At 70.7% G+C, this 13,461-nt stretch carries 13 protein-coding genes; 9 read left to right on the top strand and 4 right to left on the bottom strand.

From position 1 onward, the window contains the following. The first annotated feature begins 101 nt into the window (after positions 1–101). A complete protein-coding gene (locus KY5_RS30080; protein WP_098245156.1) occupies positions 102–1,097 on the top strand; it encodes a TAXI family TRAP transporter solute-binding subunit in 996 nt (331 codons plus the stop codon). Between the two features lie 21 nt (positions 1,098–1,118). On the opposite strand, the gene KY5_RS30075 is transcribed toward KY5_RS30080, so the two are convergent. After that, complete coding sequence (locus KY5_RS30075; RefSeq protein WP_098245155.1) at positions 1,119–2,537, bottom strand: sensor histidine kinase; 1,419 nt, start codon at positions 2,535–2,537, stop codon at positions 1,119–1,121. A gap of 15 nt (positions 2,538–2,552) precedes the next feature. Next, positions 2,553–3,245, bottom strand: a complete 693-nt coding sequence (locus tag KY5_RS30070; protein WP_098245154.1) for a response regulator transcription factor — start codon at positions 3,243–3,245, stop codon at positions 2,553–2,555. A 273-nt stretch (positions 3,246–3,518) separates the two neighbouring features. Here KY5_RS30070 and KY5_RS30065 point away from each other — a divergent pair, with 273 nt between their 5' ends. From KY5_RS30065 to KY5_RS30035, 8 genes are all read left to right on the top strand, one after another. After that, positions 3,519–4,298 carry an amino acid ABC transporter ATP-binding protein gene (locus KY5_RS30065; protein WP_055543637.1) on the top strand — a complete coding sequence of 260 codons (780 nt, stop codon included), beginning with the start codon at positions 3,519–3,521 and terminating at the stop codon, positions 4,296–4,298. Positions 4,299–4,353: 55 nt separating this feature from the next. Further along, entirely contained in the window at positions 4,354–5,187 is an 834-nt protein-coding gene (locus KY5_RS30060; protein ID WP_098245153.1) for a glutamate ABC transporter substrate-binding protein, read from the top strand. Positions 5,188–5,300: 113 nt separating this feature from the next. After that, positions 5,301–5,969, top strand: coding sequence for an amino acid ABC transporter permease (locus KY5_RS30055; RefSeq protein ID WP_098245152.1), 669 nt, complete (start codon positions 5,301–5,303; stop codon positions 5,967–5,969). Then, a complete protein-coding gene (locus KY5_RS30050) occupies positions 5,966–6,892 on the top strand; it encodes an amino acid ABC transporter permease (protein WP_098245151.1) in 927 nt (308 codons plus the stop codon). The genes KY5_RS30055 and KY5_RS30050 overlap by 4 nt, the downstream gene beginning before the upstream one ends. Positions 6,893–7,139: 247 nt before the next feature. Then, complete coding sequence (locus tag KY5_RS30045) at positions 7,140–8,807, top strand: FAD-dependent monooxygenase (protein WP_098247551.1); 1,668 nt, start codon at positions 7,140–7,142, stop codon at positions 8,805–8,807. Continuing rightward, entirely contained in the window at positions 8,804–9,052 is a 249-nt protein-coding gene (locus KY5_RS43275; protein ID WP_418952826.1) for a putative leader peptide, read from the top strand. The genes KY5_RS30045 and KY5_RS43275 overlap by 4 nt, the downstream gene beginning before the upstream one ends. Before the next feature lie 83 nt (positions 9,053–9,135). Then, positions 9,136–9,681 (top strand): cysteine dioxygenase, encoded by a 546-nt coding sequence (locus KY5_RS30040; RefSeq protein ID WP_199843297.1) that lies wholly within the window; start codon positions 9,136–9,138, stop codon positions 9,679–9,681. After that, positions 9,678–10,103, top strand: coding sequence for a rhodanese-like domain-containing protein (locus tag KY5_RS30035; RefSeq protein WP_234362914.1), 426 nt, complete (start codon positions 9,678–9,680; stop codon positions 10,101–10,103). The genes KY5_RS30040 and KY5_RS30035 overlap by 4 nt, the downstream gene beginning before the upstream one ends. A gap of 74 nt (positions 10,104–10,177) precedes the next feature. Here the strand turns inward: KY5_RS30035 and KY5_RS30030 are convergent, their stop codons facing one another. After that, positions 10,178–12,721, bottom strand: coding sequence for an FtsX-like permease family protein (locus KY5_RS30030; protein ID WP_098245149.1), 2,544 nt, complete (start codon positions 12,719–12,721; stop codon positions 10,178–10,180). Then, positions 12,718–13,401: an ArsR/SmtB family transcription factor gene (locus KY5_RS30025; RefSeq protein WP_098245148.1), complete on the bottom strand. Its 684-nt coding sequence runs from the start codon at positions 13,399–13,401 to the stop codon at positions 12,718–12,720. Before KY5_RS30025 ends, KY5_RS30030 begins: the two co-directional genes overlap by 4 nt. Positions 13,402–13,461: the final 60 nt, after the last annotated feature.

Below are 13,461 nucleotides of genomic sequence, written 5' to 3'. Positions count from 1 at the left end.
AGGCGGTGTGAGAAGTCGTCCCCGACCCCGTCGGCCCACGGGCGCCCGGGCGTCCCCGACAGCCATGGACCGGGGGCGGGCGAGCTGGCAGGATCGCGCGCATGTTCCAGGCACTCCCCCGCATCAGCAGGCGCCGCGCCCTCCAGGGTTCGGCCGGGGCCCTCGTGGTGTTCGGGCTGCTGCTGTGGTGGCTGCTCCCGATGGGCGAGAGCTCGCCGAGCGGGCGGGTGACCGTCAGTACCGGCGTACGGAACGCGGTGTACGAGCACTACGGCAAGCTCCTGAAGACGGCGATCTCCCGGGACATGCCCGATGTCGACGTGAAGCTCATCAACAGCCAGGGCTCCCAGCAGAACGTCGAGCGGGTGGCGACCGGCAAGGCCGACTTCACGATCGCCGCCGCCGACGCCGTCGAGAAGTACCGCCTGGAGGGCGCGCCCGGCGCGGACCGCCTACGGGGCTGTGCGCGGCTGTACGACGACTACGTACAGCTCGTCGTGCCCCGGTCGTCCGCCGTCGACTCCGTGGAGAAGCTGCGGAACCTGCGGGTGGCCGTGGGGCAGGAGCGCTCGGGCGTGCGGCTGATAGCGGACCGGGTGCTCGAGGCCGCGGGCCTCGACCCGGCCAAGGACGTCAAGCCGGTGGCCGCGGGGATCGACACCATGCCCGAGCTCCTGAAGAAGAACAAGATCGACGCGTTCTTCTGGTCGGGCGGGCTGCCGACCGATTCCGTACGCGAGCTCTCCGAAGAGATGCCCGTCCGTCTGGTCAAGCTCGGCGGCCTGGTCAACAAACTGCACAAGCAGGGCGGCGCCTCGCGCTACTACCGGGCGGCGACGGTGCCGGCCGACGCCTACCCCAGCGCCCAGCAGGGCTCCGCCGTGCGGACCCTGGCCGTGGCGAACCTCCTGGTCACCACGGACCGGATCGATCCGGAGCTGACCGAGGGACTGACCCGCTCGGTCATCGACAGCCGCGACCACATCGGCGCACAGGTGCACGCGGCTCAGCTGGTGGACCTGCGTACCGCCCTCTACACGGACCCGCTCACCCTGCACGAGGGAGCGCGCCGCTACTACCGGTCGGTCAAGCCCTGACCCGCGCGGCCAGGGCGGCGCTCAGCGCGTCTGCGGCACCGGCTCGCTGCGCGGGACGCTGACGGTCACCTTGAGTCCACGCGGTTCGTGGCGCGCGTACGTGAGGGTGCCGCCGCCCGCCGCGAGCAGGGCCCGTGAGATGGACAGACCGAGGCCCGAACCCCGTACGTTCTGATGGCGGTTGCTGCGCCAGAACCGGTCGCCGACGCGGGCCAGCTCGTCCTCGGTGAGGCCGGGGCCGCCGTCGGTGACCACGACGGTCGTCGCGGCGGCACTGAAGGCGACGCTCACGTGGACCGCCTCCCCCTCCGGCGTGAACTTCAGGGCGTTGTCGATCACCGCGTCCAGCGCGCTGGAGAGGGCGACCGGGTCCGCCCAGCCGGTGGTGGCCGGGCAATCGCCGGTCAGCCGCACCCCGCGCTCGTCGGCGAGCGGCCGCCAGGCGCCGACCCGTTCGGCCGCCAGTTCACCGATGTCGGTCAGGCTCAGGTCGGCCGCGGCGTGTTCGGCGAGGGCCAGGTCGAGCAGGTCGTCGAGGACCTGGGCCAGGCGCTTGCCCTCGGTGCGGACCGAGGCCACCTCTTCGTTGCCCTCGGGGAGTTCGAGGGCGAGCAGTTCGATGCGCAGGAGCAGGGCGGACAGGGGGTTGCGCAGTTGGTGCGAGGCGTCGGCGACGAAGGCGCGCTGTTGTTCGAGAACGTCCTGGACGTTGTCCGCCATCTCGTTGAACGACCGGGCCAGGCGCCGGAGTTCCGGGGGCCCGCCCGCGGCCGCGACCCTGGACTTGAGGCTCCCTGTCGCTATGTCGTGCGTGGTCGCGTCCAGGACGCGGACGGGGCGCAGCACCCAGCCGGTGAGGCGCAGGGCCGCGCCGACCGCGAGGAGCATCGCCGCGGACTCGCCCGCGGCGATGAGCAGCCAGCCCCGCAGCGTCTGCGAACGCATGCGCCCGGTGGGCGAGTCGGTGACGACGACGGCGACGACGTCACCGTCCCTGATGACCGGTGTCGCGACGGACAGGCGCCCGCGCTGCCACGGCCACACCTGCTCGGGATCGTGGCTCCCGCGGGACCTGAGGGCCTCCTCGAAGGCGTCCCGCACCTGGCCGTCCGAGGGCAGGAACCAGTTGCCGGGAGCGTGGGCCATCGGGCCGCCGTCGCGGTAGAAGACGCCCGCCTTGATCCCGTAGACGTCGTGGTAGAAGTCGAGCTCCTTCTGGAGCGTCTCGCGGCGCTCGTCGGTGTCGCGCACCACCCGTGACCCCGTGACGCGTTTCGTGACGAACTGGGCGAGCGAGGCGAAGCGCGCCGTGTCGTCGATCCGGTCGACGACCACCTTCTGCTGCTGGGCGGCCGCGACGCTCACCGCGAGCGGGAAGCCGAGCGCGAGCAGGACGCCCGCCATGAGGATGATGAGCAGCGGGAGGAGGCGGGAGCGCACCTGTCCTCGCCCGCGCTACGTCGCCGGGGCGACGAGGCGGTAGCCGACGCCGCGCACGGTCTCGATCAGCGCCGGCATGTGCAGCTTGGCGCGCAGGGACGCCACGTGCACCTCCAGGGTGCGGCCCGTCCCTTCCCAACTGGTGCGCCACACCTCACTGATGATCTGCTCCCGGCGGAACACCACTCCGGGGCGCTGGGCGAGGAGCGCGAGCAAGTCGAACTCCTTGCGGGTCAGTTGGACGACCGAACCGTCCACGCTGACCTGCCGGGTGGGGAGTTCGATGCGTACGGAGCCGAGCCTGAGGTCGCCGACGTCCTCGGCGGCCTCCGGGCTGCCGGGCGCGGGGCGCCGCATGACCGCGTGGATGCGGGCGATGAGCTCCCCCGTGTCGTACGGCTTCACTACGTAGTCGTCGGCTCCGAGGTTGAGGCCGTGGATCCGGGAGCGTACGTCCGCGCGGGCCGTCACCATGATCACGGGGATCGAGCCGCGCTTGCGGATCTTGCCGCACACCTCATAGCCGTCCTGATCGGGCAGCCCCAGGTCCAGGAGGACCACTCCGAAGGGAGGCGTTTCGGCGGGCAGGAGCGCCTGTAGCGCCTCTTCGCCGTTGCGCGCGTGCACGACGTCGAAGCCGTGCCTGGACAGGACCGCGGACAGGGCGGCGGCCACGTGGTCGTCGTCCTCGACGAGAAGCAGTCTCATGCGGGCCCCCTCCAGTTCATCCGTGGTTCCTGCGTGGCCGGTATCCGCGCACACGCACCAAGGCATCCACGCCGATGGATAAGGACCGCGTCAAGAGGGTTCGGGGCGCGAGCACGTTCCGTTACCCACCCGGTACGCACGCCGTGCACCCTCTTCACACGGTGTGTCCGGTTGCGGCCGGATCGTTATGCTCAATTTCCCCTCAGATGTAATGACGCTGGTCGCACTGGGTTATTACTGTCCTCCCAACCGAGGAGGATGGAGCAACAAGCCGTGACCGAAGTATCGGTGACCAAGGACGCCATACCGCCCGGGGCGGACGACCTGGTCGTGCTGAAGAACGTCAACAAGCACTTCGGCGCTCTGCACGTCCTCCAGGACATCGACCTGACCATCGCCCGCGGTGAGGTCGTCGTCGTGATCGGCCCCTCCGGGTCGGGCAAGTCGACGCTGTGCCGCGCCATCAACCGTCTGGAGACGGTCGAGTCGGGAGAGATCTCGATCGACGGCAAGCCGCTGCCCCAGGAGGGCAAGGAGCTCGCCCGCCTCCGTGCGGACGTGGGCATGGTCTTCCAGTCGTTCAACCTTTTCGCGCACAAGACCGTGCTCGAGAACGTGATGCTGGGCCAGATCAAGGTGCGCAAGACGTCCAAGGCGGAAGCTGAGACAAAGGCACGCGGTCTCCTGGACCGCGTGGGAGTCGCCTCGCAGGCCGACAAGTACCCGGCGCAGCTCTCCGGTGGTCAGCAGCAACGCGTGGCGATCGCCCGCGCGTTGGCGATGGACCCGAAGGTGATGCTCTTCGACGAGCCCACGTCGGCGCTCGACCCGGAGATGATCAACGAGGTCCTCGAGGTCATGCAGCAGCTCGCGCGTGACGGCATGACCATGGTCGTGGTCACCCACGAGATGGGCTTCGCCAGGTCCGCGGCCAACCGCGTCGTGTTCATGGCGGACGGCCGGATCGTCGAAGAGGCCGTGCCGGATCAGTTCTTCAGCAACCCGCGCAGTGACCGGGCCAAGGACTTCCTGTCGAAGATCCTTCACCACTGACGCGCGACGCCCCCTGCGTCTCACCTCTCTCCTGCCGACACAAAGGATGTTCACCATGAAGGTTCGCAAGGTCACCGCGGCGGCCGCCGTCGCGCTCGCCCTTTCCGTCACCGCCACCGCCTGCGGCGGCTCGGACAAGGACGACAACGGCTCCGGCGGGGGCAAGAAGATCACCATCGGCATCAAGTTCGACCAGCCGGGTGTGGGCCTGAAGACGCCGGACGGTTACACCGGCTTCGACGTCGACGTCGCGACCTACGTCGCCAAGGAGCTCGGCTACTCCGCCGACGACATCGAGTGGAAGGAAACGCCGAGCGCGGACCGCGAGACCGCGCTGCAGCGCGGTGACGTGAAGTTCATCGCGGCGTCGTACTCCATCAACGACGAGCGGCAGAAGAAGGTCGACTTCGCGGGCCCGTACCTCCTGGCCCACCAGGACCTCCTCGTCCGGTCCGACGACAAGATCTCCAAGGCCACGGACCTCAACGGCAAGAAGCTCTGCTCCGTGACCGGCTCGACCTCGGCGCAGAACGTCAAGAAGACCATCGCGCCCAAGGCCCAGCTCAAGCAGTACGGCACGTACTCCGAGTGCATCAACGGACTGAGCAGCGGTGCCGTCGACGCGCTGACCACGGACGACTCGATCCTCGCCGGGTACGCGGCGCAGGACCAGTACAAGGGCAAGTTCAAGCTCGCCGGCCTGAAGCTGACCAACGAGAACTACGGCATCGGCATCAAGAAGGGCGACACCAAGCTCAAGGACAAGATCAACAAGGCCCTTGAGAAGATGGTCAAGGACAAGGCCTGGGACAAGGCCGTGAAGGACAACTTCGGTCCTGCCAACTACAAGAACGACCCCGCGCCGAAGATCGGCGACATCGTCAAGTGACCCCGTCGGGCCGACCGTTGAAGTCGTCCCCCTGACCGGGCACACGCCGGTACGCCGCCGCACGATCGCGGCGGCGTACCTCGCCATCACCACACGCGAGAGCGCGGGAGATCGTGTTCGACTTTCTTGAAGACTACGACTTGCTCGGAGCCTTCTGGGTAACGGTGAAACTCACCGTCTACGCAGGCATAGGCTCCTTGGTCTGGGGCACCGTACTGGCCGCTCTGCGCGTCAGCCCCGTTCCGGTCATGCGCTGGTTCGGCACGGCCTACGTCAACATCGTGCGGAACATTCCGCTGACCGTCATCATCGTGTTCAGCTCGCTCGGGCTCGCCGACGTCTTCGGCATCACCCTGGGCGCGGCCGACGACTTCGAGGCCCTGGGCTTCCGTCTCTCGGTGCTCGGTCTCGGGGCCTACACGGCGGCCTTCGTCTGCGAGGCGGTGCGGTCGGGCATCAACACGGTGCCGGTCGGCCAGGCCGAAGCGGCCCGCGCCCTCGGCCTCAACTTCCGCCAGGTGCTCGGTCTCGTCGTGCTGCCGCAGGCCTTCCGTTCCGTGATCGGCCCGCTGACCAACGTACTGATCGCCCTGACCAAGAACACCACGGTCGCGGCGGCCATCGGCGTCGGCGAGGCGGCTCTGCTGATGAAGGAAATGATCGAGAACGAGGCGCAGTTGCTCCTCATCACCGCGATATTCGCCTTCGGATTCGTGGTCCTGACCCTGCCGACCGGCCTCATACTCGGCTGGCTCAGCAAGCGCCTGGCGGTGAAGCGATGACCTCCGTCCTCTACGACGCTCCGGGCCCCCGCGCCAAACGACGCAACGTCCTGCTGTCCGTCCTCTTCTTCGCCGTGCTGCTCCTGGGCGCCTGGTGGGCCTGGTCCGCCATGTCCGACAAGGGGCAGCTGGAGTGGGCCCTGTGGCGCCCCTGGCTCGCGGACTCCGAGGCCTGGACGACGTATCTGCTGCCGGGGCTCGCGAACACGCTGAAGGCCGCGGGGCTCGCCATGGCGATCGCCCTTCCGCTGGGCGCCCTCTTCGGTATCTCGCGGCTCTCCGACCACATATCGGTCCGGGTTCCCTCGGCCGTGGTCGTCGAGTTCTTCCGCGCGATCCCGGTCCTGATCCTGATGGTGTTCGCCAACCAGTTCTACGCGAACTACACCGACATCAGCGTCGACGCGCGCCCGATGTACGCGGTGGTCACGGGCCTGGTGCTCTACAACGCCTCGGTACTCGCCGAGATCGTGCGGGCGGGCATCCAGTCGCTGCCCAAGGGTCAGACGGAAGCGGCCAAGGCGATCGGCCTGCGCAAGGGCCAGACGATGACGAGCATCCTGCTGCCGCAGTCCGTCACCGCGATGCTTCCCGCGCTCGTCAGCCAGCTCGTCGTCATCGTCAAGGACACCGCGCTCGGCGGCGCGATGCTCAGCTTCACGGAGCTGCTCAACGCGCGGAAGACGGCCGCCTCGTTCTACGCGAGCGTCATCCCCAGCTTCATCGTGGTCGCGGCGGTCTACATCGTCCTCAACCTGCTGCTCACCACTCTGGCGTCCTGGCTGGAGCGCAGGATGCGTCGCTCCAAGAAGAGCACGGGCGCCGTGGTGGGGCCTGGTGCGCTGGACGAGCTGGAGACGATCGGTCCCAAGAAGGTCCAGGCGCCGGATCACGGATACGGCGGCGGCGTAGGACCTGTCTGACTCGGTCCCTGACAGCCGTCGGCTCCCCCGGCACCACAGACACACAGCGAAAAGAGGCAGTGGCCACGGCGCCCCTGCCTCTTTTCGCTGCCTCTTTCATTTGAGGCGCCAGCTCACGACGTCGTCACTTGACGCAAGCACCGGCAATGGGTTGCATACGTTCTGTGATCGTGCACCGGGCTCCAACTGTCAGTTCCTGTACGTACGTCCAACGCTCCCGGGCCCTCGTGGCGGAGGGGTGCGCGCCGTGGACCCGGTGATCGTCGTCGGCGCGGGCCCCGTGGGGCTCACGCTCGCGCTGGCCCTCGCCCGTCACTCCGTACCCACAGTGGTGCTCGACGAAGGGCCCGGCAAGGACGAGCAGCGGCCCGCGCGGACCGTCGTCCTGCGGGAGGACACCGGAGCCCTCGTGGAGCGGCTCGCCGGTCACTCCTTCGGTGGGCAGGAGTCCGGCGCCCGGTGGGGCGGATGGCGGTCGCTGCGGCGCAAGCAGCTGATGCGGGAGCTCACGTTCAGTGATGAGGCACCGGCCCCGTTGCACGTACCGCAGCACGTGCTGACCGGTGCCCTGCGCGCGGCCATCGCCGACGAACGGCTGATCAAGGTCGCCGTGGAGAGCAAGCTCGACTCCCTGGAGCAGGACGCGGGCGGCCTGACCGCCCACACGCGCGGGCCCAAGGACACCTGGTGGCGTGGCAGTTACCTGGTGGGCTGCGACGGACCCCGCTCCACAGTGCGCAAGCTGCTCGACATCCGCTTCCCCGGACGCACCGCCGTCGAACGACACGCCGTGGCCGCGTTGCGCACGGAACTTCCGTGGCCCGGTGAAGCGTTGTTGCATCGGATGCCACCGTGGCGCGGCGGGGGCACCGAGGTGACGGGCCGTCCGCTCGCCGACGGGGTGTGGCGGCTCGACTGGCTGCTGCCGCCGCGCGGCGAACTGGTGACGCCCGACGCCCTCGTCGTGCGGATCAGGGAGACCCTCGCGGGCTGGTGCGGAGGCTCCACACCGCCGTACGAACTGCTTGACACGGGTGTGCACACCGTCCACCACCGGCTCGCCCGCCGGTGGCGGGTCGGCCGTGCCTTCCTCGCCGGGGACGCCGCCCACCTGCTGGGCGCGCTCGGCACTCAGGGGCTCGACGAGGGGTTGCGGGACGCCGACAACCTCGCGTGGAAGCTGGCCATCGCCTGGCACCACGGCGCCCGCGAATCGCTGCTCGACAGCTACCAGGCCGAGCGGCGGGCAGGCGTGGCAGCGCGGCTGCGCGCGGCCGACCAGTCGCTGCCGGTGCTGCGCGGCGGCGGAGGTCTTCGCTCGTACGTTCCGGGGACGGCGCGCGGGCACGACACGCTCCTCACGGACGGGCACGTGGGGCGCGGGCCGCTCGGTGCGCCGGGGACGTACGCCGAGTCCCCGCTGGCACCCGAGCCGTCCGACTCGGCGGTGGCGGTGGGCACGGAGCCGGGTGCGCCGGTCACCGATGTGCAGGTCACCGCGCCTGACGGGTCCTTCGTCCAGTTGCGGGACCGGCTCGGGCTCGGTCATCTGCTCGTCGTCCTCGTCGCCCCCGGCACGGTGGTGTGGGAGCGGCGGCACTGGGTCTCGGCCGGGATCATGCCGCGCCTGGCCGCCGCCGTCTCGGCGCTGCCGCACCGCGCCGAGCTGCTCGTCGCGGAGAGCTACCCGGGAGCCCCCGCGCACTCCGTGCTGCTCGTACGCCCCGACGGGCACCTGGTCACCGCGCTCTCGGGGGTGCGCCCTGCCGAGCTGTACGCGGCGGCGGAAGCGGCGCTGGGCGGGGCGGCACGGCCGGACGGTGCCGCCCGTTCGGACCGTTCGGACCGTCCTGGCAAGCAGGAGAGCGGCGCGGGAGCGTCGAAAGCGGTGGGGGGCACACGCCCCGCCGAGTGAAGGTACGGCCGAGTGAACGTACGCGGGTACGCGGGGCCGGGGTGTACGCACCCCGGCCCCGGCCTCGTCCGGGCCCTCGCCGACCGCATTGCGGCCCCCGTCGACCGCATGCTGAGCCGGAGTTGACCCGCCCCCACCCCCGTGGTCTACTCCGGATCGTGACCGACACCGATGTGCGCCTGTGGCGGAGGGTCCACATGGACCTCGTCCGCTATGCGGGCTGCGTGTGTCATCCGTCCTGCTGAATTCGCCTCCTTCTTCCTTCGCGCCGGGCCGCGGTCTGCTGACCCGTCCGCGCGTGCTTCCGCGAACTTCCAGGACGGTCACCGTGTCACCTTCCGCACCCGTTTCCACGACTTCCGGCTCCCGCGCTTCCGCCACGTCGCCCACCTCCGCCGAGCTCCTCGACTTCGTCCGCCGCACCGCTGCCGATCCCGAGCTGATCGCCTCGCTGCCGCTCGACCCGGAGGGCCGCACCTGGGTGCGCCTCCAGGGGCCCGGGGGCAGCGAGGCCTGGCTGATCGGCTGGCCGCCGGGCACCGGCACCGGCTGGCACGACCACGCCGAGTCGGTCGGCGCCTTCCTCACCGCGGCGGGCACGCTCAAGGAGAACTCACTCGCCGCACGGCTGCCCACGGACGGCTGGAAGACCCTGGAACTCTCCGAAGGGGTGGACAGGGAGCGGGAGTTGACGGCGGGCCAGGGCCGCGCCTTCGGCCGCAACCATGTGCACGAGGTACTGAACGAGTCCACGACCGAGCACGCCGTCTCAGTGCACGCCTACTACCCGCCGCTGCCACGGATCCGCCGCTACAGCCGCACCGGCGAGGTGCTCCGCCTGGAGTCCGTGGAGCGTCCGGAGGACTGGCAGTGAGCGAGCGCCCCATAGGCCCCGTGATCCCCCAGGGCTCCCAGGGCCCCCTGGGCATCGACGAGTTGCTGGAGCGCGTCCGTGCCGACCTGGACCGGGTCACACCCCACGAGGCGTACGACTCCGCCGAGGCCGGTGGGCTCCTTGTCGACATCAGGTACGCCGCGCTGCGCGACCGGGACGGGCTGATTCCCGGGGCGCTGGTCGTCGAGCGCAACGAGCTGGAGTGGCGCCTCGACCCGCAGGGCAGCCACCGCGCGCCGGAGGCCACCGGGCACGATCTGCGGGTCGTCGTGATCTGCAACGAGGGATACGCGTCGAGCCTCGCGGCCGCCTCCTTGCGGCAGTTGGGGCTCGCGAACGCCACCGATCTGGTCGGTGGCTTCCAGGCGTGGCGGGCGGCCGGGCTTCCGGTCACGGCCTGATCGCGTTGGTGGGTGCCCCTCCACTTCGGTCCCCTCCACTTCGGTAAGGGGCACCCACCATTGCGTACTGCCCCCTACTCCTTGGCAGTTGCCACCGTGACGGGGAGCGGCTTCAACGCTGCCCGGCCGGGCAGCGCCGTCGCGGCCAGGGCGAGCAGACCCGCAACGGCGACCACGGAGACGTACACCAGCGGAGTGATCGACGGTGCCGCGCTGCCCGTCATGCCGACGCTGAAGGCGGTCAGGACGGCGAGTGCCACGCCGCTGCCGAGCGCCGTGCCGATGAGCAGGACCGACAGCGCCTCGGTGCGCAGCATCCGCAGGACCTGGCGGCGTGTGGCACCCGCGAGGCGCAGCATCGCGAACTCGCGGACGCGTTCGGAGACCGACATCGCGAGGGTGTTGACGACGGCGATGGCGGTGAAGGCCAGGACCAGGCCCATGGCGAGGTAGTTCACCTCGGCGTTCTGCTGCTGTTGCGCCGCCTGGAGGTCGTCGACGGCGGCCGGGGCGAGGACCCGCACGCCCGGGAACTTCTGGACGTCGGCCGCGAGTTGTTCCCGCGTACGGTCGCTCTTGACGAGGACCGTGGCGGCGAGCGGGTTGTCCACGTGGCGGGCGACCAGGTCGTGCGCCATGGTCAGGTCCCCGAACCCGAGCCCGCGTGCGTAGACGGCGCGCACCGTGAGCTCGGTCTTCGTGCCGTCTCCGAGAGTGAGCTCGAGCGTGCTGCCCGGCTTCAGCCCGAGCCGGTCGGCGGCGAGTTCGCTCACGGCGACACCGCCCGTGCCGAAGCCCTTCAGGGATCCCTCGGTGACATCGGGGTCCCAGGTCCGGGTGAGTCCTTCGGGAGTGACGCCCTGCGCCGGGTACTTGTCGAGCCCGACGCGCACGGTGGTGCGGACGACCTCGGTGGCGGCATCGACGCCTTCGGTCGTACGCAGTTTCCGCGCGGCCTCGGCCGGGATGCCCGGGCCCTGCGCGGCGAGTGCCCAGTCGGCGTGGACGCCGTCGCGGGCCTGGGCCCGGGCGGCGTCGCCGAGGGTGGGCTGGACGAAGAGCACGGTGCAGGTCATGCCGGTGAGCAGGGCGAGCGGGGTGACGACGGCGGCCATCCGGCCCGCGTTGCCGCGCAGGTTGGCGTGGGCGAGCTTGCCGCCGGGCCCCGTCATCCGGAGCGGGCCGCGCAACAGGAAGGCGGCGGCCCGGACGACGAACGGCCCGAGCAGGGCGATGGCGCAGGCGAAGACCACCACGGCCAGGAAGGTGACGGGAGTCGACGCGGCCTCGGTGCGCAGGATGCTCAGCACGGCGACCAGGACGATGCCACCGGCCAGCAGGACGAGGCCGGCGATGACGCGGCCCCAGACCGGGCGGGCGCGTTCGACCCGCGCCTCGGCGAGCGCTTCGGCCGGGCGGATCCGGACGATGCGGCGCCCCGCGATGCGGGCGGCGGCCCAGGCGCCGAGCAGGGTCGCGGCGATGGCGGCGAAGGGCGGGAAGACGCTGACGGCGCGTTCCAGCGTGGCGGGGACGGCGCCCATCTCCACGAACCGGCCGTGCAGCCAGCCGCCGAGCGGGATACCGGCCAGCGCCCCGACGACACCGGCGACGCCGCCGACGAGCAGGGCCTCGCGGCCGAGCAGCCTGCGGATCTGCTGCGGCGTGGCGGCGATGGCGCGCAGCAGGGACAGTTCGCGGTGGCGCTGCTGGACGGAGAGGGCGAAGGTACCGACGACCACGAGAATGGCGACGAGCAGGGACGTGCCGCCCATGGCGCCGCCCATGCTGACGAGCTTGATCCGGGCGCCCGCCGCGTCGAGGAACTCGACGGGACCACGGCCCGCACCCGTGCTGACCTGCGCCGTCGTACCGTCGACGGCGTGCTCGACGGCCTGCTTGAGCGCGTCGGTGTCGGTGCCGTCCGCCGGGGCGACGCCGAAGGCCGTGACCTTGCCGGGGTGCGCCGCGAGCCGCTCGGCCTCCGCCGAGGAGAAGAAGAGCGAGGTCTGGTGGGCCAGGGCGCCCTGCTCGGGCGCGGCGATCCCGGTGACGCGGTAGGCGCGCGGGCTCCGCGTCGACTGGACGGTGAGGCGGTCGCCCGGCCTCAGCCCCGCGCGGTCGGCGAGCCCCCGGTCGATGACGAGGTCGTGGGCCGTGCGCGGCGCCTTGCCTTCGACGAGACGGAAGGGGGTCAGCGCGGCGGACTCCCAGGCGTGCCCGTACGAGGGCCGCTCGGTGTCGCCCTCGGCGGCGGGTGTCAACGGCTGGGCGAGGAAGGTGAGTTCGGGCACGACCGCGCCGACGCCCGGCGCCGCCTTCAGCCGGTTCTCGATGTCCCGTGGCAGCCAGGCCCGTTCGGCGATCGGTTTCGCCTTGTGCTTGACCTTGGTCTTGCCCTTCTTGTGCTTGACCGTGGTCTGGTGGACGTTCTGGTCAGCGGAGACGATCACGGGTGCGGCGGCGTAGCGCTCGGTCTTGATGGTGCCGCGCAGCCCGGTCTCCAGGAGGGTGCCGCAGGCCGTGATGAGGGCGGCGGCGCACATCAACGCGAGGAACGAGCCGAGGAATCCGCCCTTGCGGTCCCTGACGGTCTGCAGTGCGTAGCGCAGCATCATGAGGTCTCGGTCTCTTTTCGGTTGTCGCGGGAGGGCGCGTCGTTCGATGGCGCGGGAGCCGTCGGCGCGGGGAAGGCCAGGAGCCGGGTGAGCACGGTGCGGGCATCGGCAGGCGTGTCGGCGTCGGACCGCTTGTAGCGGTTGAGCAGCGCGATGTACTCCTCGAAGAACGCGTGGAGTTCGGGGAGGGTCAGCCGGATCGTGCCGCGCGAGGAGGGGAACGCGTCGGCCCACTCGCCGAGCGCGGCGCCGCTCTCCTGCCGCAGCTGTGCGAAGAGTTCGAGGTCGGCGGCGTACGAGAGCTGGTCGAGCTCGTCCATGACGAGCCGCACTTCGGGGCTCTGCCGACTGCGCGGCGGGAAGCGCCGGTCACCGGGGACGGCCCGCCACCAGCGCTCGCGACGCCCTCGCCCGGAATCAGCGGCACTCGTCTCCTCGACGAAGCCGTAGCGGGCGAGTTCGCGCAGGTGGTAGCTGGTGGCCCCGGTGTTGAGACCGAGCGCCCTGGCGAGCGTCGCGGAGGTGGCGGGACCGTGCACGGTGAGGTGCTGCAACATCCGCTGCCTGCGCGGCTGCGCCAGCGCCTTGAGTACGCGGAGGTCGCTCAGCTCTTCGGGAACGGGGCCCGACGCCGGGGCGCCGGACTTCGCCGCATCAGTGGTGCCGGGTTCCTGTGCCATGCGTACACAGTCGTCTGTGCACAGGTGTCTGTGCACTGCGGTGACCCGGCGTCTCCGCAG

Source organism: Streptomyces formicae, from assembly GCF_002556545.1.
GTDB classification, from domain to species: Bacteria; Actinomycetota; Actinomycetes; order Streptomycetales; family Streptomycetaceae; genus Streptomyces; species Streptomyces formicae_A.
The sequence above is the reverse complement of the archived record's forward strand: the minus strand, read 5'-3'. Positions and strand labels throughout refer to the sequence as shown.